Origin of the sequence: Clostridium cochlearium (genome assembly GCF_900187165.1) — a bacterium.
GTDB classification, from domain to species: Bacteria; Bacillota; Clostridia; order Clostridiales; family Clostridiaceae; genus Clostridium_G; species Clostridium_G cochlearium.
On the sequence record NZ_LT906477.1, the window covers coordinates 1,217,692 to 1,239,585 of the forward strand.

General features: G+C 28.5%; 25 protein-coding genes and 2 pseudogenes. 6 read left to right on the top strand and 21 right to left on the bottom strand.

Annotated elements, in window-relative coordinates:
- Window positions 1–253: 253 nt before the first annotated feature.
- A complete protein-coding gene (locus CKV72_RS05920) occupies window positions 254–685 on the bottom strand; it encodes a YkvA family protein (RefSeq protein ID WP_089866149.1) in 432 nt (143 codons plus the stop codon).
- A gap of 143 nt (window positions 686–828) precedes the next feature.
- Here CKV72_RS05920 and CKV72_RS12380 point away from each other — a divergent pair, with 143 nt between their 5' ends.
- Window positions 829–1,944, top strand: a complete 1,116-nt coding sequence (locus CKV72_RS12380) for a hypothetical protein (protein ID WP_242955708.1) — start codon at window positions 829–831, stop codon at window positions 1,942–1,944.
- Between the two features lie 276 nt (window positions 1,945–2,220).
- Here CKV72_RS12380 and CKV72_RS05930 read toward each other — a convergent pair whose 3' ends face one another.
- From CKV72_RS05930 to CKV72_RS05945, 5 genes are all read right to left on the bottom strand, one after another.
- Window positions 2,221–3,915, bottom strand: a complete 1,695-nt coding sequence (locus CKV72_RS05930) for an ATP-binding protein (RefSeq protein WP_095177747.1) — start codon at window positions 3,913–3,915, stop codon at window positions 2,221–2,223.
- A gap of 149 nt (window positions 3,916–4,064) precedes the next feature.
- Complete coding sequence (locus CKV72_RS05935; RefSeq protein WP_095177748.1) at window positions 4,065–4,469, bottom strand: hypothetical protein; 405 nt, start codon at window positions 4,467–4,469, stop codon at window positions 4,065–4,067.
- 62 nt (window positions 4,470–4,531) lie between these two features.
- Complete coding sequence (locus CKV72_RS05940; RefSeq protein WP_095177749.1) at window positions 4,532–4,735, bottom strand: hypothetical protein; 204 nt, start codon at window positions 4,733–4,735, stop codon at window positions 4,532–4,534.
- 60 nt (window positions 4,736–4,795) lie between these two features.
- The gene (locus tag CKV72_RS12520; RefSeq protein ID WP_276327135.1) at window positions 4,796–4,924 is read right to left on the bottom strand and encodes a hypothetical protein; all 129 of its coding nucleotides are present in this window, start codon (window positions 4,922–4,924) and stop codon (window positions 4,796–4,798) included.
- Window positions 4,925–4,958: 34 nt separating this feature from the next.
- A complete protein-coding gene (locus CKV72_RS05945) occupies window positions 4,959–5,414 on the bottom strand; it encodes a helix-hairpin-helix domain-containing protein (protein ID WP_095177750.1) in 456 nt (151 codons plus the stop codon).
- 30 nt (window positions 5,415–5,444) lie between these two features.
- On the opposite strand from CKV72_RS05945, the gene CKV72_RS05950 reads away from it, so the two are divergent.
- On the top strand, window positions 5,445–6,116 hold the full coding sequence (locus CKV72_RS05950; protein WP_147269567.1) for an RpnC/YadD family protein: 672 nt from the start codon (window positions 5,445–5,447) through the stop codon (window positions 6,114–6,116).
- Between the two features lie 284 nt (window positions 6,117–6,400).
- Here the strand turns inward: CKV72_RS05950 and CKV72_RS05955 are convergent, their stop codons facing one another.
- Window positions 6,401–6,865 (bottom strand): helix-turn-helix domain-containing protein, encoded by a 465-nt coding sequence (locus tag CKV72_RS05955; protein WP_095177752.1) that lies wholly within the window; start codon window positions 6,863–6,865, stop codon window positions 6,401–6,403.
- Between the two features lie 229 nt (window positions 6,866–7,094).
- On the opposite strand from CKV72_RS05955, the gene CKV72_RS05960 reads away from it, so the two are divergent.
- Window positions 7,095–7,538 carry a hypothetical protein gene (locus CKV72_RS05960; RefSeq protein WP_242955709.1) on the top strand — a complete coding sequence of 148 codons (444 nt, stop codon included), beginning with the start codon at window positions 7,095–7,097 and terminating at the stop codon, window positions 7,536–7,538.
- 296 nt (window positions 7,539–7,834) lie between these two features.
- Here the strand turns inward: CKV72_RS05960 and CKV72_RS05965 are convergent, their stop codons facing one another.
- The 13 genes and pseudogenes from CKV72_RS05965 to CKV72_RS12275 form a co-directional block, all read right to left on the bottom strand.
- The gene (locus tag CKV72_RS05965; RefSeq protein WP_095177753.1) at window positions 7,835–8,161 is read right to left on the bottom strand and encodes a hypothetical protein; all 327 of its coding nucleotides are present in this window, start codon (window positions 8,159–8,161) and stop codon (window positions 7,835–7,837) included.
- A gap of 250 nt (window positions 8,162–8,411) precedes the next feature.
- Window positions 8,412–8,843, bottom strand: a complete 432-nt coding sequence (locus tag CKV72_RS05970) for a DMT family transporter (protein ID WP_095177754.1) — start codon at window positions 8,841–8,843, stop codon at window positions 8,412–8,414.
- Window positions 8,844–8,866: 23 nt separating this feature from the next.
- Entirely contained in the window at window positions 8,867–9,568 is a 702-nt protein-coding gene (locus CKV72_RS05975) for a cyclic nucleotide-binding domain-containing protein (RefSeq protein WP_169712350.1), read from the bottom strand.
- 79 nt (window positions 9,569–9,647) lie between these two features.
- Window positions 9,648–9,809, bottom strand: coding sequence for a hypothetical protein (locus tag CKV72_RS05980; protein ID WP_420896632.1), 162 nt, complete (start codon window positions 9,807–9,809; stop codon window positions 9,648–9,650).
- A 129-nt stretch (window positions 9,810–9,938) separates the two neighbouring features.
- Window positions 9,939–10,091 (bottom strand): annotated as a pseudogene (locus tag CKV72_RS05985) (DUF1259 domain-containing protein); the annotation flags it as partial.
- Window positions 10,092–10,174: 83 nt separating this feature from the next.
- Window positions 10,175–11,464, bottom strand: coding sequence for a 3-phosphoshikimate 1-carboxyvinyltransferase (gene aroA / locus CKV72_RS05990; protein ID WP_095177756.1), 1,290 nt, complete (start codon window positions 11,462–11,464; stop codon window positions 10,175–10,177).
- Between the two features lie 61 nt (window positions 11,465–11,525).
- The gene (locus tag CKV72_RS05995; RefSeq protein WP_095177757.1) at window positions 11,526–12,251 is read right to left on the bottom strand and encodes a polysaccharide deacetylase family protein; all 726 of its coding nucleotides are present in this window, start codon (window positions 12,249–12,251) and stop codon (window positions 11,526–11,528) included.
- A 55-nt stretch (window positions 12,252–12,306) separates the two neighbouring features.
- A pseudogene (locus tag CKV72_RS06000) lies at window positions 12,307–12,934 on the bottom strand (DUF1847 domain-containing protein).
- A 141-nt stretch (window positions 12,935–13,075) separates the two neighbouring features.
- Window positions 13,076–14,275, bottom strand: a complete 1,200-nt coding sequence (locus tag CKV72_RS06005; RefSeq protein WP_095177758.1) for an FprA family A-type flavoprotein — start codon at window positions 14,273–14,275, stop codon at window positions 13,076–13,078.
- Window positions 14,276–14,290: 15 nt separating this feature from the next.
- Complete coding sequence (locus tag CKV72_RS06010) at window positions 14,291–16,198, bottom strand: acyl-CoA dehydrogenase family protein (RefSeq protein WP_089867232.1); 1,908 nt, start codon at window positions 16,196–16,198, stop codon at window positions 14,291–14,293.
- A 214-nt stretch (window positions 16,199–16,412) separates the two neighbouring features.
- Entirely contained in the window at window positions 16,413–17,120 is a 708-nt protein-coding gene (gene deoD / locus CKV72_RS06015) for a purine-nucleoside phosphorylase (protein WP_089867235.1), read from the bottom strand.
- Between the two features lie 33 nt (window positions 17,121–17,153).
- The gene (locus tag CKV72_RS06020; protein ID WP_095177759.1) at window positions 17,154–18,350 is read right to left on the bottom strand and encodes a phosphopentomutase; all 1,197 of its coding nucleotides are present in this window, start codon (window positions 18,348–18,350) and stop codon (window positions 17,154–17,156) included.
- Window positions 18,351–18,405: 55 nt separating this feature from the next.
- Window positions 18,406–18,558: a hypothetical protein gene (locus CKV72_RS12275; protein ID WP_181814545.1), complete on the bottom strand. Its 153-nt coding sequence runs from the start codon at window positions 18,556–18,558 to the stop codon at window positions 18,406–18,408.
- Between the two features lie 141 nt (window positions 18,559–18,699).
- On the opposite strand from CKV72_RS12275, the gene CKV72_RS06025 reads away from it, so the two are divergent.
- Both CKV72_RS06025 and CKV72_RS06030 read left to right on the top strand, forming a co-directional pair.
- Window positions 18,700–19,434 carry a GntR family transcriptional regulator gene (locus CKV72_RS06025; protein WP_095177760.1) on the top strand — a complete coding sequence of 245 codons (735 nt, stop codon included), beginning with the start codon at window positions 18,700–18,702 and terminating at the stop codon, window positions 19,432–19,434.
- A gap of 137 nt (window positions 19,435–19,571) precedes the next feature.
- Window positions 19,572–20,045, top strand: a complete 474-nt coding sequence (locus tag CKV72_RS06030; RefSeq protein ID WP_095177761.1) for a 4Fe-4S binding protein — start codon at window positions 19,572–19,574, stop codon at window positions 20,043–20,045.
- 124 nt (window positions 20,046–20,169) lie between these two features.
- Here CKV72_RS06030 and CKV72_RS06035 read toward each other — a convergent pair whose 3' ends face one another.
- Window positions 20,170–20,751, bottom strand: coding sequence for an HDIG domain-containing metalloprotein (locus tag CKV72_RS06035; RefSeq protein WP_089867246.1), 582 nt, complete (start codon window positions 20,749–20,751; stop codon window positions 20,170–20,172).
- 354 nt (window positions 20,752–21,105) lie between these two features.
- Between CKV72_RS06035 and CKV72_RS06040 the strand changes: the two genes are divergently transcribed.
- On the top strand, window positions 21,106–21,882 hold the full coding sequence (locus CKV72_RS06040; RefSeq protein ID WP_095177762.1) for an ABC transporter permease: 777 nt from the start codon (window positions 21,106–21,108) through the stop codon (window positions 21,880–21,882).
- The last annotated feature ends 12 nt before the right edge of the window (window positions 21,883–21,894 follow it).

Below are 21,894 nucleotides of genomic sequence, written 5' to 3' on the forward strand. Positions count from 1 at the left end.
GAACTTTTTACATTTTGCTATGTATAATTGTACAAATGTCAAAAAAATAGTAGCCCCACTCACAATTGGATGCTACTATTTTTTTAATCATATTAAATTATAGTGATGCCAGTTATCTATTCAACTAGAATTATATACTATAGGGTGTTGGTAGCACCCTATTTTTATTTTCTTCATTTCTTATTCATATTATATCAAATTTTTTTTAAAAATTTTAACCTCAACAATATAAATTGGAATTTGTAAGCATGTATTAAATTTCATCAATAATTTGCTTGTTATTGTCAGTTCTCCACTTCTTGTATTCTTCAACATCAGAATTAATTGATTTTAATACCCAACTTAATATAGCTATATCATCGATGTAGCCAACCACAGGTATATAATCTGGAATTAAATCAATAGGAGATATTATATAAATCAATGTTGAAATTATACTGATTATAGTGCCTATAGGTATGTCGGTATATTCCTTTTTTATGTAGCTTCTAACTAAAGAAACCATGCAAGCTATATCACTTACATATTTCCCAATACAAGGTATTAATTTTAATTTGTTTTCAATTCTTTGAACAAGTCTCTCAAATTTATCCTCATCATTAATTACTGATTTTGCTTCTTCACTACTAGCTTCAAGTAATGTTTTTATTTTTTCTTCAGTAAATACTTCATCTTTTCTTTTCATTTAAATTCTCCTCTTCTATTTTATTTCTTGTAATACGCTATGTGATTTTTGCGAGGAATTACTATTTATCTACATAATAATTATAACGAAATTTTCATTATATGGAAACTCATATTGCAATATTAGAAGAAATAACAAATAAAATGGCGAACGTTTGTTTGCATAGTTTCCCATGGAATGTTAATACTATAAATGAAATATATAGTATTGGAGATGATTCTATGGCAGAACTAAAAGTTATTTACGGAAATACAAATGCAAGAGATTTTTGCGTCAAAGAAGAAAAACAGAGTTATATTCAGATGGATGAGATTATGAAAAGATTATTTTCTCTACAAAATAAAGTTCCAATTATAGATTTTTTAAATGCAGTATATAAAGATAATATAAGTTATAGTGCTAAAATCACTTATGGAAATAGAGAAATAACTTCTTTAGATAAAGAAAAAATTAAGTTTATAAGTTTTTATGCAGATATGTACATAAGAGTTGAGGATGATGAAAGAGTATTGGAATATGAAATAGAATTTCAAACTGTTTATGATAATAGTATGGCTATAAGAATGTTTAGGTATGGTTTTGAAAGAGCTGTGAGATTGGCAGATTTTAAAAATATGGGTGATACTATAACTATGAATTTACCAGAACCATATCTTATAGTCCTAGAGGAAGACAATAAAACACCAGAGGAAATAAAGCTAAAAATTATAATACCAAAAGATAATGAGTTTGTGTATAAAGCTAATGTATTAAAATATTGGAAGTATGATTTAGATAGGCTTTATAGAGAAAATATGTATCTTTTATATCCACTTCAAATATTTAAGTTAAGAAAGGAAATGCAGTATATAAGTAGTTTATCAAAACCATTTGAAGATAAGAAAAAAAGAATGAAAATTATATATGAAAGATTAAAAATAATTATAAAAAATACATTAAAATATATAGATAAAGCTTATGAAAATGGTAAAATAAATATAAGAGATTATGATGAAATGACAACAATAATAGAAAATATAAATTCTTATTTTTTAGATATGTATGGAAAATATGAGAATATAGATGAGGAGGTAAGAAATATGGTCAAAAGCTTTTATGATCCCAAAGTAGAGGAAAGAGGTATTGAGAAAGGTATAGAAAAAGGTAAAATAGAAGTGGCCAGAAATCTATTAAAAATGGGAATGGATTTATTAGCTATAGTGCAAGCAACGGGGTTATCAAAAGAAGAAATTAAAAAAATTGAAGCAGACATGAACTAGTATTAGCAAAATAAATCCTGTTATCAATTTGTTTACAGCTTCAGAGGGTTTTCCAATGAACAAGAAATAATGAACAATGAAGGTGGATTTTCTTCCGCTTTGCTACAGAAAACCTTACATTTTGTTTTGTTGGCTCGTTTGCTTCGCTAAACATCGCTTATTTGGTTAAGGACTGCTTAATATATAAATCATACAATTAAATTTTTTTCATAATGACAATGGAGAAAAATAACCATAATCATTCATTCTTCATTGTTCATTATTCATTAAAAAAAATCACTCTACTTCAGTATAGATATCCTTTTTACCTACTACAATAATAAGAGCTTTTTTCAATCCTTCTTCTCCTAGTTGTTCTTTAACTATTTTACTTTCTGCATAACCTTGAAGCTGATTTAATCCTTCTTCTTTTACTTTTTCTAAGGTTTTTCTTTCACTTTCTTTTATATATTTTAATTCTATAATCCATTGAAATTTGGTTATATCTTTATATTGAATTTTTCTTTTTAGCATTATATCCACATAACCTTTGTTATTTTCTGCTTCACTTTGTATAAAATAGGTGCTGTCTATTCCTAAAAGAGTTAAAAACATCATTTTAATATGTTTTTCCTCCATTTGCATTAAATCTCTATTGGATAAACCTTCTAGTATTTCACCTATAATCTCAACTAAAGGTTCAATGTTTCCATATGCTCTCATTTCCGTTATTGCATCTCTAACATCTTTTATTTGTAAATTATATTCTAAATTCATTCTTTGAAAATATTGTTCCCAATAAATTGTTTTTATCACATAGTTTGGTACTCTAAGTATTGTACCACTAATCCCTTGCCCCTTTATTGTAAGCATTCCAAGATAAAATAATAGGGATTTAAAATTTTCTTTTACACTGTACATGGTATGAATATTAAATCTATCTACTAACATAGTAGAAGTTTCGCCCTTAGTCATTATCTCCTCTAGGGCTTCTGTGTCATTAAAATTATAAGCTAGCTGATTAACTTTTCCATAATCTGTTTTTACGTTATTATCTATCATTTCTTCTGGATATTCATTATATGCCAGATAATTATCTAAAAAATACATAGACATATCTGGATTAAATACACTATCAGCTTTTTTATTAAACTTATATCCATCATAATAAGTAGTCATATCAGCACATATTTTTTTTCTAAGTTCTGTATCCTTTATATTAACTTCATCCATAATCCAAGATAACTCTTCTCTTGTAAAACCCATCATGGCATTAAGATCTCTATCTAGAGTATAATTTCTAGTTATATTAAATCCACTAGTTAAGTCATCTAATATTATAGGACTTACTCCTGTCATAAATATTCTATTAAAATTATCCATGGTTGCATCTTTTAATGCTTTATAAAATACTTTAACAAAGCCTTCACCATGGAGAATACTTTCATAGGTACTTTGTTTTCCTCCTGTAATTAATTCATTGGCAAAATTATCATATTCATCTATTAAAACAAATACTTGCTTGCTATTAATTTTACTAAGCATACTTATATGTGCTACTATCATTTCTGCACTCATATTTTCCATAGACAACTTATTTTCACCTAAAATATCACCATATTTATACAAAAATTCCCTTGCTGATGATGCAACTTTAAAATTAAAGCTCTTTCTTAACTCTTCTTCTCCATGAACTGCATCCACTCCTGCAAAACTTATTTTCCAAACTAAAAATTTATTTCTCTTATCCGTAGGATTTTTGCCTATATATAAATCTCCAAATAATTCTTCAAATTTATCCTTTTTATTTATATCATAGTAATTTTCTAAGGTTGATATAAAAAGACTTTTTCCAAATCTTCTAGGTCTTATAAAAAACTGATAAGGAGCATATCTATCTAAAATTTCTATATATGATGTTTTGTCTACATAAAGATAATTTTCTTTTCTTAAAACTTGAAAATTGGAAATACCATAGGGTATTCTTTTCATAATTTTATTCACACTCCTAGTTTTATTTCATTTATTTATATTATATCATTTTAAAGAAAAAATACGCTAGAATGTACAGATAAAGCTTATAAATACACCTATATGCTTATGTGCTTTTTCCATCTCATCATCCCCCAGCGCTCTTTTATTTAATTTATTATTCTTTTTAAGATACCTACTTGCGAATTTGACAATTTACCTATTTGTTTTTCTTCTAAAGTCCACATTAATGCTATGCCTTCATCTCCATTGCTCCATATATGAAATGCATGTGTAAAATATCCTTCTTTATGATTTATTTGTACAATCATATCTGGATATGTTTCTGCGTGCCATTCACCAGTTGAGAAGTTTATTTGGTCAAAGAGATTTTCAAACTCATCTATTTTTTCCTTATTTTTTATTTCTTTTGTAAACTCAAATGCATCATTACTAATCTGATGTCCTACTACCAGAACCTTATCTGGTGTCATAATTTTATTAAAAGTATTCCTAACAACTGGGAATAGAAATATCAATAATATAGTTGTAACTATCATCACTTTTTTCTTCAATAAAAATACCCCCTTACTATATGCTTTATTCTTTTCTTCTAATAGAACAAATACTTGTTTGTTTAAAATAAGAATATATGAAACAAACTAAGCATTACTTTAATTTCAGGAGTCATGACATTACCAAACTCACCATCAGCATGTCCAAACAGCTCTACTGAAATAACTATATTACCTTCTAAAGTTAATTGTTTTTGTGCTTGGAAGAACTCATCTTTAAACTTCGTACTCCCACACAAAGTTATTACCTTATATTTCCCTACCATAATATTCTCTCCCCATTTATTTTGTAATATTTCACCTATGAAACATACATAATATAAATATTATAACATTAAATCACAGTTTATTATTATAGTAGTCCTTATTTTACTTTTATAAAGAAAAGCATCTATTATAGATGTTTTATATGCTGTTTTTCTTGTACCTACAATAAAACAATATTTTATATCCATTTGTAAATCTCATCTTACTCATAATTTCGACCTCCTAATAAAGTGAATACATAATTATTGCAATAATACCCAATAATACATAAAATATAAACTTTGAAAAATTCTTAATGACAACTTTTAATAAATACTTTTTTTCTTTATATGGTTTCTTAACAATCAATACATAATAAGTTATGAAAAATATAATAAACCATATCAATGTCCTAAAAATTAAATGCTCAAAGTTAGCATAAAATATATTAGAAAAGCTTTTTTGAAACTTACCTTTACTCAAACTATTTTCAAGTTTTTGGGTTACTTTTTTAAATTTTTCTTCACTACTGCTGCTCTTTAATGTTTCAACAGTCTCCTCTCTTATTCTTTCTATTTTTCCAAATTCTTTAACATCTTTAAAATATTTATTTTTATCTCTATATGCAATTATCATTTCTGTATCTCTTTTATTAATACCTTTTAGCTTAAGTAAATCTTCTTTCTCACGTAAACCCATATTGAAAATATTAGAAGAAATACAAATAAAATGGTGAACGTTTGTTTGTATAGTTTCCCGTGGAATGTTAATACTATAAATGAAATATATGGTATCGGAGATGATTCTATGGCAGAACTAAAAGTTGTTTACGGAAATAGAAATGCAAGAGATTTTTGCGTCAAAGAAGAAAAACAAAGTTATATTCAGATGGATGAGATTATGAAAAGGTTATTTTCTCTACAAAATAAAGTTCCAATTATAGATTTTTTAAATGCAGTATATAAAGATAATATAAGTTATAGTGCTAAAATCACTTATGGAAATAGAGAAATAACTTCTTTAGATAAAGAAAAAATTAAGTTTATAAATTTTTATGCAGATATGTACATAAGAATTAAAAATGGTAAAATAAATATAAGAGATTATGATGAAATGACAACAATAATAGAAAATATAAATTCTTATTTTTTAGATATGTATGGAAAGTATGAGAATATAGATGAGGAGGTAAGAAATATGGTGAAAAGCTTTTATGATCCTAAAGTAGAGGAAAGAGGAATTCAAAAGGGTATGGAAAAAGGTATGGTGCAAGGTATAGAAAAAGGTAAGATAGAAGTAGCTAGAAATCTATTGAAAATGGGAATGGATTTATTAGCTATAATGCAAGCAACGGGGTTATCAAAAGAAGAAATTAAAAAGATTGAAGCAGACATGAACTAATATTAGGAAAATAAATCCTGTTATCAATTTGTTTACAGCTCCAGAGGTTTTTCCAATGAACAAGAAATAATGAACAATGAACAATGAAGGTGGATTTTCTTCTGCTTTGCTACAGAAAATCTTTGATTTTGTTTTGTGGGCTCGTTTGCTTCGCTAAACATCGCAATTTTAGTTGTAATTGAAAATGGAAAGTTAAGAATGGAGAAAAGGTAACCACAATTGTTCATTATTCATTAAAAAAAGGACTCGTTTAGCAAAGCTAAACATCTCTACCAATTGAAATTTTATCTTTTGCTTAAACTTCTTCCCAGACAATAAACACCAACCAGCATTTCTCCCACAGATAACCCCAAAAGTAATCCAGCAAAAAAATCTTTTACATCAGAACCACCAATACTATGAGAAACAGCCAAGGAAGCTATCCCCATTACAATTAGTAAAATCCCATACATGGTATTTTTTTGTTGCTCTAAATCTTGCATCCTTTTTAACAGGTCCATAATCTGTTTCTCATCGTATATGCGTACACTATTTTCTTCAATTTCTTCTCCGTCCATTAGTTCTGCAACTGTTATTTCAAGCTCTTTGCATAGTTCTTGCACCACACTGTAATCAGGCATACATTTTCCTGTTTCCCATTTTGAAACAGACTTATTTGATACGCCTATTTTTTCTGCAAGTTGCTCCTGTGTCATATTGTGTTCTTTTCTCTTTTGTGCAATAAATTTGCCTATAGATAATTGGTTCATATTTAACACTCCTTTGTTTTTGATACTAAAATACTACTTGGAAAGTATCAAAAGGTCTATCCCTTATTATGCGAATATAGGTGGAATCCTTATAACTTGTGATTTTCTAACATCCAAGACTCGAAAAAATCTTCAGTTTTTCCTTGTTGATGATGTCCGTCAAGTTTACTATTTATCTACAAATAATTATAACGAAATCTTCATTATACGGAAACCTATATTTAAAATATTGGAAGAAATACAAAGCTTATCAAAACCATTTGAAGATAAGAAAAAAAGAATGAAAATTATATATGAAAGATTAAAAATAATTATAAAAAATACATTAGAATATATAGATAAAGCTTATGAAAATGGTAAAATAAATATAAGAGATTATGATGAAATGACAACAATAATAGAAAATATAAATTCTTATTTTTTAGATATGTATGGAAAGTATGAGAATATAGATGAGGAGGTAAGGAATATGGTCAAAAGCTTTTATGATCCCAAAGTAGAGGAAAGAGGAATTCAAAAGGGTATGGAAAAAGGTATGGTGCAAGGTATAGAAAAAGGTAAAATAGAAGTAGCTAGAAATCTATTGAAAATGGGAATGGATTTATTAGCTATAGTGCAAGCAACGGGGTTATCAAAAGAAGAAATTAAAAAGATTGAAGCAGATATGAACTAGTATTAGGAAAATAAATCCTGTTCTCAATTTGTTTACAGCTTCAGTGGGTTTTCTAATATTGTTTATAAAAAAATATCCCTATTATAATACAAATATACTGTATTATAATAGGGCATTAATATTATCTTAAGTATTTTCAATTTTATCAATTATTTCATTTATTTATATTATATCATTTAAAAGAAAAAATACGCTAGAATGTACAGATAAAGCTTATAAATACACCTATATGCTTTATTCTTTTCTTCTAATAGAACAAATACTTGTTTGTTTAAAATAAGAATATATGAAACAAACTAAGCATTATAATGTTCCAAATAATTAACCCTCTTTCCTGTTTTTATGGCATAGTCTATTTCATCTTTTGTACTTTCACCTATGTATCCGTTTTTGTTAATCACGTAAATTTCATCAGACATATCAATTTTTCTTTTATGTATATCATCAAGCATTAATTTAATTTCAGGAGTGATGACATTACCAAACTCACCATCAGCATGTCCAAACAGCCCTACTGAAATAACTATATTGCCTTCTAAAGTTAATTGTTTTTGTGCTTGCAAGAACTCATCTTTAAACTTCGTACTCCCACACAAAGTTATTACTTTATATTTTCCTACCATGATATTCAATCCCCCTTTATTTAATGAACAATTATGGATATTTTCTGTAGCAAAGTGGAAGAAAATCCACCTTAATTATTCATTGTTCATTGTTAGTTATTCATTAATAAAAATATTATACCATTAAATCACAATTTATTATTTTGATAGTACCTATTTTACTTTTATAAAATAAAAACCTAGGCATTAATTATTTCAATACCTAGTTTACTATTTTTCCCAAGTAACAGTTACCTACTAAAATGTCCTTCTAACCTTTTAACTTAAATATAATAATACCAACTATCATTATTAAAATGCCTAGTAGTTTTGTAAAATCAAATTTAATTTGTGAACTGCCAAATAGTCCAAAGGTATCAATAATTGTAGCGAATATTAATTGGGTAATAAGTAGTATTGCTACTGAAAAAGTAGCACCTAGTAGCGATATTCCTTTCATAACACTATAAACTATGATTACTCCAAAAGCTCCGCCCAATAAATAAAGTTTATTAACTTCTTGAAGTCTTTTAAAATTTCCATTACCCAAAATAATCATTGCAATGGCAGCAACAATGAATCCTATTGCATGTACTATTACGGTTGTTTCAACTAAACCGATTTTATCGCTGACACGAGTATTGAAAACGCTTTGAAGGGTAATAAAAACACCTGCAAGAAATGAAAATATAATGCCTGACATAATTGCATCCCATCCTTTATATTTTACTTTTCATAAATATTTCCTTGTGATAATTCCTTTAATTTTTCAAGATTTTTAATAATAATGGTTGATTTTCTCTTCTGTATTATATTTTTATTAATAAATTCATTCAATATTCTATTAAGATGTCTATAACTTGTTCCAAGTAGTGGTGCTATTTCTATTAACTTAGGAATTTTTATTTCCATATGTTCTGATAAATTATCTTCATAATCATTCATTGACAATATATAGCTTGCTAGTCTGCTTTCTAAAGAATATAAAAGGTTTATGGATGTTGCATTAGTTGAACTATATAATTTTCTACTTAAATTATCTATAATAAATTTGAGAAAAACTGTATCCTCACAAGCATATTTCCTTAATTTCTCCATTTCTATTGCTATAAATATTGATTCGTTAATAGATTCAACATTACACAGCACCTTATAATTTGTTAATAATTCAACATCTCCCAATATACTTAATGGATAAGAAAATCTTAATAAAATTGATTTCCCATCCTCATGCAATGTATAAGTTTTAATTTTTCCTTCAACAAGAAAAAACATATGCTTTAATTCATTATCTTTACTACAAATCAATTCTCCATTTTGAAAACTGCTAAGTTCCATATGCTCTAAAATATTCGCTTTAAATATTTTATCTAATTGGTATTTTTGTATATATTCCATAATTATATTTCTGTCAGAAATTTTTTTCATAGTTATCACCACCATTCTATAAGAAATATATTTTTAGTATAAATAATCTGCAAAAATAAAAAAAGGACAAATGTCCTTTTTACCTAGGTATAGGAAATTTATTAGAAATCCATTCTTTTTCTTTTTCATGTACAGCAATATTATTAAAGCTTTTATGTCCACCTATATGCTCCCAATGTTGATATTCACTAATTGAAAAAGTACATTCATCTATTTTTTCAACCGTAAACCATTCATACATATAAACTCATCTCCATAATCAATAAAATAGTCTTATTTTTATTATATATTAATTACTGGATTATTCAATTTTAATAAAAAAAGCACCTACAGTTAAGTAGATGCTTTAATATAATTTAAAATTGTTATTCTAGCACCTTCGTAATGTGTCAAGTGCTTCTGATACTTTTCTGGCAAAATCTAATGGTCTATCTATTGATTCAAAGTGGATATACATAAGTCTTGGATTTTCAAATAGCCAATGGTTGTGCAGTGCAGTTACTAATATTCCATTTTCTCTTATTTAAAAACCTAATCCGCTATAAACATAATATGAAATTTGTCGATAAATGTGTATAAATGTTGTTTTATATATTTTTATTAATATCAAAAATTTTGCTCAATTAGATTACCGCCTACATTCCTAAATTCTTCCCAAAAATTTGGATAAGACTTTTCTACAGCTTTGCTATTATTTATTATTAAAGGTTCTTCACAGACTGTAGACGCAACAGCCATGGCCATAGCAATTCTGTGGTCATTCCAACTATCTACAATACCACCCTTTAACTTTTTATTGCCCTTTATTATAAGTGAATCCTCTAATTCTTCAACTTCTCCACCGATTTTATTTAATTCACAAGCTATAGCATGTAATCTGTCACATTCCTTTATTCTTACTCTTTTGGCATTAATGATTTTTGTAACACCGCTACTTACTGTCCCTGCTACTGCAAGTATTGGAACTAAATCTGGAATTTCAGATGCATCAATGGTTATACCTTTTAATTTACTAGAAATTACTTTTATGCAATCATTATTTATATTTATAATTCCTCCCATGTATTTTATTATATTTATAATTTCTTTATCCCCCTGTAATGAATTTATATTTAAATTTTTACAACTCATTTCTTCTCCAATTGCCCCTGCAACAAGCCAAAAGGCTCCTTGGGAAAAGTCACCTTCTACATTGTAATTTCTAGGTACATAGCTTTGGTTTCCCTTTATATAAAATTCTTTATAATTATTATTTTCAATTTTTACCCCAAATTTATTTAATATATCCATAGTTAAATCCACATAGGCCTTTGATTCTAGTTTTGATGTAATAATTATTTTTGAATCTCCACAAAGAAGAGGAAGAACAAACATTAATCCTGTTATAAATTGTGAACTTATATCTCCTTTTAGATAAAATTCCCCTGGTTTTAATTTACCCTTTACTCTTAAAGGCAAATTGCCCTTTTCATTTTGGTAAAATATATTTTTTTTATTAAAAATATTATAATATTCATCTAAGGGACGTTGTGGTAATTTGCCACTTCCTATAAATGTTACTTCTCTTTCATTTTGCAAAAGAGCTATGGGAATTAAAAATCTTAAAGTGGATCCAGATTCTATACAATCTATAATATTGTTTTGTATTTGAATTTTATTTACACCCTTTATATTTAATAATTTATTATTATTCTTTTCTATTTCATTAATAGAAACTCCAAAGTTTTTCATTCCATAAATAGTAGCTAGTATATCTTTAGAATATACTATATTGTCTATAATGCTTTCTCCCCCGGCAAGGCCTGCTGCTATTATTGCCCTATGTGCCAAGCTTTTAGAAGGAGGAATGTTTATACTTCCTTTTAACTTTTTAGGAAAAATTTTAACACAGTTCATTTTACTTCTCCTTTAATACTAAATAACTTTGTATATTTCTATTATATCATTGTAAAACAATCTATTTTTTTAATGGAAAATGGTATTCTGGTGTTTCATTGTTAATGGTTTTAAATTCATACCCTTTGTCTTTATAAAGTTTAATTATATCAGCTAAAGCCTTAGAAGTATTTTTTTGCACATTGTCACAGTGCATAAGTAATACTCTTGGTTTAGATTTAATATTACTTTCTGTAGCTCGTTTAAATAGCTTGTTAACGGTGGTTTTAGGATTTATTCCATCTCCTGAATCAATATTCCAATCATATATTTTAAATCCCCTACTATTTAATTCTTCTTTAAATTCTTTATCTAATCTTTTTGCACTTCCCCCTGGGAATCTAATTATATTAGACTTTATGCCAGTTACTTTATAAACTTCTTCTTGACATTTTAACATCTCATCTATAAATATTTTATTATCAGAGTATATCTTTTTAAAGTTATGTGTATAAGTATGCAATCCTATGCTATGACCCTCATCTTTTATTCTCTTTAGTATTTCTTCTTTACCTTTAATTTGATTGCCAATAACAAAAAATGTAGCCTTAACATCATATTCCTTTAATGTATCTAATATATTGTTAGTATTATAGCTAGGTCCATCATCAAAAGTTAGATATATTATTTTATTTTTCTCAGAATTATTTTCAGTTTCTGATACTTTATTAAAAGCATATGCAAAACTAGTGGATAGACAAAACAATAGAAGAAAACCTACGATAATTTTACTCCATCTTTTTTTCATGTTATCCTCCTATTTATTAATATAAGTCTCTAACAATATATTGTTTCAAAAATATTTATTTATTCTTATATAATTTATTTTTATAATATCCTTCTGAAAGGTATAGAGCTCCCATAGGATTATGAGCAAGAACTCTATCTTTAACTGCAAAAACTGTTACAGGAGCATTAGAATATTTTATAAATAATGAATCATGTCCTACACAATCCTAGTATAATATTTAAATCTGTTTTACTATTATTTAAAAAGGTAGCTTGTCCTATTGGATTACATATGGCTTCATAAGTACCTGGTCTTACCTTTTGACTGTCTTTAATGTTTAAAAATTCTTTGGGTATGCTTCCATTTTTACATACAATGGAACTAACTTGAAAGCCATTATTTTTTAATATTGAACAAAGTATTTTTGCTTCTTTGCTTAATCCTACACAAAAGGCCAATCCTAGCTTTTTAAAATTACATTTGTTTGCAAAATCCATTATTTCTTCTAGTCTTGTTTTTTGGCAATATCCTTCTGCTTCAACTAGGGCAGAATTATATGCTAATTTATAATTTTCCTCTTCATGGTATAATTTTTTTATTTTTTCCTGTGCTTCTTTTTCATTACAGGGACAATTAAGTGGCAAATTTTCAAGTTTTCCTGTTTTACAATTTTTTTCACTACACATAGAACAAGTATACATGTTGCTATCCCTCCAATATTTGTTTAAATATTTTGTATTTTTATGTTAATGCTATTCTTCATTATTGTCAAATGCTAAATAAAAAAGGACCAACTCATAAATTTTTCTATGAGTTGGTCCTAATTTTATGGTTTTACAAATTTATTTCATAGACTTAATAATGTTGTCAGCAAGAATATCCATTGAATCTTGGTCTTCTTTATTCATGGTAGATGTTATTGACATTTCATCATCTAAAATAGTCATTTCTTTCATATCATCCAAAAGCTTATGCATTAATTGTCCTGATTGAGGAGCCCAAGATCCGTTTTCAATAAGGGCAAAGGTACGCTTTTGTAGATTTAATGCCTTCATATCCATAATGTAATTAAGCATTGGTGGATAAATATTTAAGTTATAGGTTACAGAAGCAAGCACTACATGACTATATTTAAATGTTTCAGATATTAAATAGGATACATGGGTTTTTGAAACATCATACATAACCACATTTGTCATTCCTTTTTCTACTAGTCTTGTGGCTAAATCATTGGCTGCAGCTTCTGTATTTCCATACATTGATGCATAAACAATCATTACACCCTTTTCTTCTGGCTTATAACTGCTCCACTTATTGTATTTATCTAATAAATATGCTAAATTATTTCTCCATACTGGTCCATGTAGAGGACAAATAATTTTAATATCTAAATCCGCTGCTTTCTTTAATAGAGATTGAACATGTGGGCCGTATTTTCCTACAATGTTTGTATAATATCTTCTTGCCTCATCAATCCAGTCTCTTTCTATATTTACTTCGTCATTAAATAATTTACCATCTAAAGAACCAAAGGAACCAAAGGCATCAGCAGAAAATAGTATGCCATCAGTTGTGTCATATGTTACCATAGCTTCTGGCCAGTGAACCATTGGAGCAGATACAAATACTACTTCGTGTTTTCCAAAGGACATGGTGTCTCCTTCTTTAACTTCTATTACTTTTCCATCTATATTAAAACCAAATTGATTCATAAACATAAGTGCTTTATCAGTACATATAATTTTTACATCAGGGTAACGAAGAATAATTTCTTCAACACATGCTGCATGATCAGGCTCTACGTGGTTAATTACCATATAATCTAAAGGTTTGTCCCCTAAAACTCCTTTAACATTTTCAATGAACTGGCGACAAATTGACCAGTCTACAGTATCAAAGAGTACAGTTTTTTCATCTAAAAGTAGATAAGAATTATAGGAAACTCCCTTTGGAATGGGATGAATATTTTCAAAAAGGGCAAGGCGACGGTCATTGCCACCAACCCAATAAAGATCTTCAGTTATTTTTCTAACACAATACATGAGTTCAATCCTCCTTTAAGCTTCTATAAATTCATCTTTTTCTTCACCACAAGCGGGACATGTCCACTCATCCGGTAAGTCTTCAAATAGTGTGCCAGGAAGTATTTCTCCTTCTGGATCACCTACACCTGGATCGTATTCATAACCGCATCCATTACAAACATAATGTTTCCAATTTGGAACAACTTTTTTAGGAACAGCTCTTTTCATTTTCTTCATTGGTGGAGCTTCGTTTTTAGGTTCTCCATTGTCTAAAGCCTCAGTAAGTAATGGTAGAATTTCCTTTAAATCTCCTACTATGCCGTAGTCAGCATTCTTGAAAATTTTAGCGTTAGGATCTATATTTATAGCAACAATTGTAGTAGCATTCTTTATGCCTTTTAAATGTTGACCTGCACCTGAAATTCCACAAGCAATGTAAAGATTTCCGTTGAATTTTTGACCAGACATACCAACATAACGATTTAATGGTACATATTTTAAAGTTTCAGCTACTGGACGAGATGAACCTATAGCTGCGCCGGCCTGAACTGCCAAGTCTTCTATAAGTTTCATATTTTCTTTTTCTCCTATACCCAGTCCTACACTGACTACTCTTTCAGCCTTATTAATAGGAGTATCTAAAGGTATTCCTACTGTAAAGTCGTAGCCATCTGCCTTAAGAGCTTCTACAAGTGCATCTACTTGTTCTTTAGCAGTTCCTTCATTAAATATTACTTTTTTACGATAGCCTGTAGCAGGTCCACCTTGGGAGGATGTAGCTACTTTATTAGGTTTTGCCATTTTACCAATAATATGAGAAGCAATGACAATACGTTGAATTTCATTAGTTCCTTCATATATTGTACAAATTTTAGCATCTCTATAGGCACGTTCAACCTCCATACCTTTTAGATAGCCATTTCCTCCAAATATTTGAAGGGCATCGTTAACAACTTCAAGGCAAATATCTGAAGTATATTGTTTTGCCATAGCTGATTCCATACCATAAGGTTCATTATTTTCCTTTAATTCTGCAGCACTGTAAACAAGTAATCTAGCTGCTCTAAGTTTTGTTGCCATATCAGCTAATTTAAATGCAATAACTTGTTGTTGACATATAGGTCTTCCAAATTGAACTCTTTCCTTTGAATATTCTAATGCATGTTCATAAGCTCCTTGAGCAATACCTAAAGCTTGAGCTGCAATACCAATACGACCACCATCTAAGGTAGCCATGGCAATTTTAAAGCCTTCTCCTTCTTTTCCTAATAAATTTTCTTTAGGCACCTTAACATTGTTGAAAATTAGCTCTCCTGTAGCAGAGGAACGAATACCTAATTTATCATAATGTTGACCAAAACTAAAGCCTTCCCATCCTTTTTCCACAATAAAAGCACTAATTCCACGAGTACCAATGTTTGGTGTAGTAACTGCAAATATAATATAAATATCCGCTTTGCCTGCGTTGGTTATAAATATTTTACTACCGTTTAATATATAATGGTCTCCTTCTAAAACAGCAGTAGTTTCTGTACCACCAGCGTCACTACCAGCATTTTCTTCTGTTAGACCAAATGCACCAAGTTTTTCTCCCTTTGCTAGTGGAATTAAGTATTTTTGTTTTTGTTCTTCTGTTCCATAAGCAGCAATGGGATATGCACCTAAAGATGTATGAGCTGAAAGAATTACTCCTGTACCACCATCTACTCTAGATAATTCTTCAACAGCAATTGCATAGCTTATTACATCTAAACCAGCTCCACCATACTCTTTAGCATATGGAATTCCCATCATACCCATTTTGGCTAGTTTTTTAATAGCCTCTGTTGGAAATTCATTTTCCTTATCTAATGTAAATGCTATAGGTTTAACTTCCTCTTCTGCAAACTCTCTAATTTTACTTCTTAAATTTTCATGTTCTACCCTAGTCTTAAAAAACATGTACTTACCTCCTTTAAATATATATATAGGTGTTTACCATATTTCAAATATCTTTTTAAATTATACCTTTAATGTATACTTTTATTATATACCTTAAAAGTATACAATGCAAGTCTATTTGAGGTTAATTTTCCCAATTTTAAGGGGACGGTTAATGAATTTTTGCTATAAAAATAGTAAGAATTCATTAACCGTCCCCTTATTTCCTTGTTTTTTATAAATTCACTATTGTGTCTAATGCAACTTCCATCATTGCTTTGAATGTAGTTTGCCTTTCTTCTGCAGTTGTAACTTCATGAGTTATAAAGTGATCACTTACTGTTAGTAATGTTAGTGCATTAACTCCGTGTTTAGCTGCAATTGTATACAGTGCGGCTGTTTCCATTTCTACTCCTAAACAGCCATATTTAGCCCATGTTTTCCAATCTTCTTTATCATCATCATAGAATATATCTGAACTATATATGCTTCCAACTTTAGGATCAAAACCTTTTTCTACTGCTATATCATAAGCTGGTTTTAATAAGTCAAAACTTGCTGTTGGTGCAAAGGTTCTTCCTTTAAAAGGTAATAAATTAATGTTTGAATCTGTACAAGCTGACATGGCAATTATTAAATCTCTAACCTTAACTTTTTCTACATAGCTTCCACAGGTACCAACTCTTATAAGATTTTTAACTCCATAACTTTCTATTAGTTCAGTAGCATAAATTGACATTGATGGTATACCCATTCCTGTCCCTTGTACTGAAACCCTTTTACCTTTATAGGTTCCTGTAAATCCATACATACCCCTTACTTCATTGTAGCAAACTACATTTTCTAAAAATGTATCTGCAATAAATTTAGCTCTTAGTGGATCTCCTGGTAATAATATACTTTCTGCAATGGCACCTTCTGGTGCATTAATGTGAATACTCATTTTAAAACCTCCATATAGTTATTTTATAAAGTATTAAATAAGTTTTTCTAATACTGATTGTCCAATTGTATTTTTAGGCATATCTATTTCAAAATTGTCCGCTATAGTAGCTCCTATAGTAGCAAAGCTATGGCTTGTTTCCATTAATCCACTTTCTGTCATAGACGGTGAATATGCTAAAAAAGGAACATATTCTCGAGTATGATCAGTGCCTTTATAGGTTGGATCATTTCCATGATCTGCTGTAATTATCAATAAATCATCTTCTTTTAATTTATTTAATAATTTTCCTAGGTTAACATCAAATTTTTCTAGTTCTTCTGCATAACCTACTGGATTTCTTCTATGTCCCCATAAGGCGTCAAAGTCTACTAAGTTAACAAAGCATAATCCTTTAAAATCTTTATCCATTATTTCTAATGTTTGTTCCATTCCATGTACAGAGCTCTTTGATGCATTTGACTCTGTTATACCTTCACCATCAAATATGTCTTTTATTTTTCCAACGGATATTACATCAAATCCATTTTCTTTTAAAGAATTAAGAACAGTAGGTCCATATGGTTTTAAAGCGTAGTCATGTCTATTACTTGTACGCTTAAATTCTCCTTTTTTCATTCCTATGTAAGGTCTTGCTATAACTCTTCCAACTTTCCATTCATCCCTAAGGGTTAATTCCCTTGCAATTTCACAACAACGGTAGAGTTCATCCAATCCAAAGATTTCTTCATCTTCATGACCACAAATTTGTAAAACAGAGTCTGCTGAAGTATATACAATCATATCTCCTGTTTTTATTTGATGTTCACCTAATTCATCTAAAATCACAGTACCACTAGCACTTTTATTGCCTACAATATTGCGACCTGTTCTTTTTGTTAATTCATCTAATAATTCTTTTGGAAAGCCTGTATCTGTAAATGTTTGAAATGGCTTTTCAATTTTAAGACCCATCATTTCCCAATGACCAGTCATAGTATCTTTTCCCACGCTAGCTTCCTTCATTTTCATAAAATGAGCTAAAGGTTTTTCTACTGGCTTCACATGCTTTATAGAATGTAAATTAGCCAATCCTAATTTTTGTAGATTAGGAATATTAAAACTTTCTACAGATTCTGATATATGTCTAAGAGTGTCTACTCCTATGTCACCATATTCTTTTGAATCCTCAGTTTCTCCAATTCCAAGTGAATCTACTACAATTGTAAAAATTCTATTATAATTTTTCATAATTTCTCCTTTCTAATTATAAAAATTTTAATGTTAAAATGTATATTTCTATATTCTATATTAATGTAGTTAATCCTACAATCATTGCACTTAAAATACTAACTGCAAATCCGCCTATCATAGATTTAAAAGCTAACCTTGCAGGTGTATTTTTTATGTAGCACTTGTCTAATAACTTGTATTCTTGTCTGTATATAAACAATATCATGTCTGATATTTAGATGTCAATAGAATTTTCTAAATTTTAAAATAGTGTTGTTGAAATCAAATTGCAATCAAGTTATAATGAATATAAGGATTTCATTGACAAACTTGTATGTACATGTTTGTTTATAGAAAGGTGTTTTTTATGAAGACGTTTAATACAATAGACAACCCAAAAGAATTAAAATATGTTACTGTATATAATCAACTTTTTAAAATGATAAATGAAGGGACATTTGCAGAGGGAAGTAGATTGCCATCAGAACCTGAATTATCTAAAACGCTAGGTGTTAGTCGAACCACATTACGACAAGCATTAGCTTTGCTTCAAGAAGATGGATTAGTAAAAAATATTCATGGAAAAGGTAATTTTATAAAAAAATCTAAAAGCGATAAAATAATTGGATTAGAGAAAATAGGACATCCTGTTTATAAATGTATAGAACAAAAAATTGATAGGGTAGAACTATCAATTCGCATAGAACCTTCTACTAGTTACATTGATGAAACCTTTAAACGTAAAACTACTGCTGTAGCTTTAATTGATAGGTGGTATAAGTTTGAAGGTAACGCCATAGCCTATACTTTTACTTTAATCCCCATCGATACTGTTTCTAGCTTAGACATTGATTTAAATGATAAAGATGAGGTTTTAAAAATTCTTGAAGAGAACATTTATGAAATATGCAATAATATACTAGTAGAAATTAAATATTCTACTTCAGGAAACTTCGCTGCTAAGAAATATAAAATTTCAGATGAAGATCAATTCTATTTAATTCAAGAAACTTTATACAAAGGTAATGATTTTCCTATAGTATCTAATAAGCATTATCTACCTATAAAATCTACTTCAATTAAATTTCATCCATTAAGGTGAAATTTAACTGGGCAGAGTATACGAAGGTTAATTTCAATCTTCATATACTCTGCCCTAATTATTTTTATATATTTTCTTGACAATTATACCCCATATAGGTATAATCATATTATAATTTATAACTAGGAGGAAATTTTATGAAGAGAAAAAAATCCCATCAAAAATGGTCATGGATTTTTCTGGTATCATTTATAACTCTTTCAATATTAGATATAAGATTTGGATTACTTGGTTTTATATGTATGTCATTGCCTATGTATCAAGCTATACGAGGTAGGGGTAAAATTCACTGCTCTCATTATTGTCCAAGAGGATCTTTCTTAGGTAATTTTCTTAAGCATATAAGTCTTAATAATCCTCTTCCAAAGTCTATGAGAAGTAAAACTTTTAAAGGTATTTTATTAACCTTAATGATAACTATGTTCACTATTTCATTAATACATGCAGGACCGGATATTAATAAAATAGGATTTGCTATTTTTAGATTTATGACATCTTCTTTAATTTTAGGAGTTATTCTAGGAGTTATTTTTAAACCTAGATCTTGGTGTCAAGTGTGTCCTATGGGATATGGTACTGAATTAATTGATAAAAAAATAAAGAAACAGTAATAGAATTAAAAAGGCAGTAGAAAATATATTGATTTTTCACTGCCTTTTTACAATATTTTAATATTTAACTTGAGAAACTATTTCTTGTAATTTATCTGATACTTCTTTATTTTTTTCCATTACTTTATAAATTGCCTTTTAGTCCAATGTCCTCTGCTACTTTTTGCATAGCCTTTATGGTTTCTTCAATTACTTTAGTTAATTCCATGCCCAACATATTTGCCCCATTTTCAATAACTTCTCTGTTTACCCCTGCTGCAAAGCTTTTTTGATTCCATTTCTTTTTTACCGATTTCACTTTCATATCCAATATGCTTTTACTTGGTCTTACAAGAGCTGTAGCTGCAATTAATCCTGTTAATTCGTCTGTGGTATATAAAACTTTTTCCATTTTTTCTATTGGTTCAACATCCGTACAAAGTTTCCAACCATGACTTTGAATTGCTCTAATATAGTCTTGTGGCCAATTTCTATTTTCTAATATTTCCTTTGTTTTTTTACAATGTTCTTCTGGATACAATTCATAATCAAGATCATGGACTAATCCTATAATTCTCCATTTTTCTTTATCTTCTTCTTTAAATAACTCTGCAAAATGTAACATAACTGCCTCTACGGATAGTGCATGTTTTATTAAACTTTCATCCTTATTGTACTCTTTTAATAATTCATAAGCTTCTTCTCTATTTGGAATAAATTGCCCCATAAAAAAACCCTCTTTCATTATTCATACTATTCATAAAATTTTTTCTTTGTATATATTTTAGCTATTGCGGTATAAGTTGTCAATAATATATAAAACTGTATATAAATATTTATTATGCAATATAAAAAATACTTAATATGAAAAACTACAATATTAGATTATAATTAATTTGGACATTGCCATAAAATTAACAAAATTATTAAAAACTTTGTTTTGTTAATGCTTAAATCCTTTATTTTTTATTAGGACAAGTACTATAATTTTTATATAATTTTATAATAAAGAAGTTAGAACCAAAATATCTAACTTCTTTATTATATTATTTATCTGTAAATTTAGAAAGGAAGTATGATTTTGAGTAAAAAAACTAAACTTGAAAATATATTAACAATCAGTACAATATTTTTTATTCTTATAATATGGTTTATAGCATCAAACTTTGGATGGGTTGACCCTAAATTAGTACCTACTCCTAAATCTGTATGGAATGCTTTAATTGATATTATGGAAAATGGATATAAAAACTACACATTGCTACAGCATTTAGGGGCAAGTATGGAAAGGCTTGTTATTGCTTTTTTCTCTGCTACTATTATTGCCATTCCTTTAGGCCTTGCAAGTGGTTATAATTCAAAAATCAGAGCACTTTTTGAACCTATTATAGAGTTTTATCGACCACTTCCGCCATTAGCTTATTATACACTTTTGGTTATATGGTTAGGAATTGAAAATGAATCTAAAATTGCACTTTTATTTTTAGCCTGCTTTGCACCTATTTATATTTCTTGTGTATCCGCAGTTATAAAGATAAAAGAAGATTATATAAATAGTGCTTATACAGTAGGTGCTAATAAATGGCAAATATTTATTTATGTAATATTTCCAGCTTGTTTACCTGATATATTTATAGGACTAAGAACAGCCTTAGGTGTTGCCTATACTACCTTGGTATCCGCTGAAATGGTTGCAGCTAAATCAGGTATAGGTTGGATGGTATTAGATGCAAGCCGTTATTTAAGAAGTGATATTATCTTCTTGGGTATTATCATAATGGGTATAACAGGTATATTATTAGACAGAAGTATACAATTTATTGAAAAGAAAGTAGTACCTTGGAAAGGTAAAGAATAAAAAATTTAATAA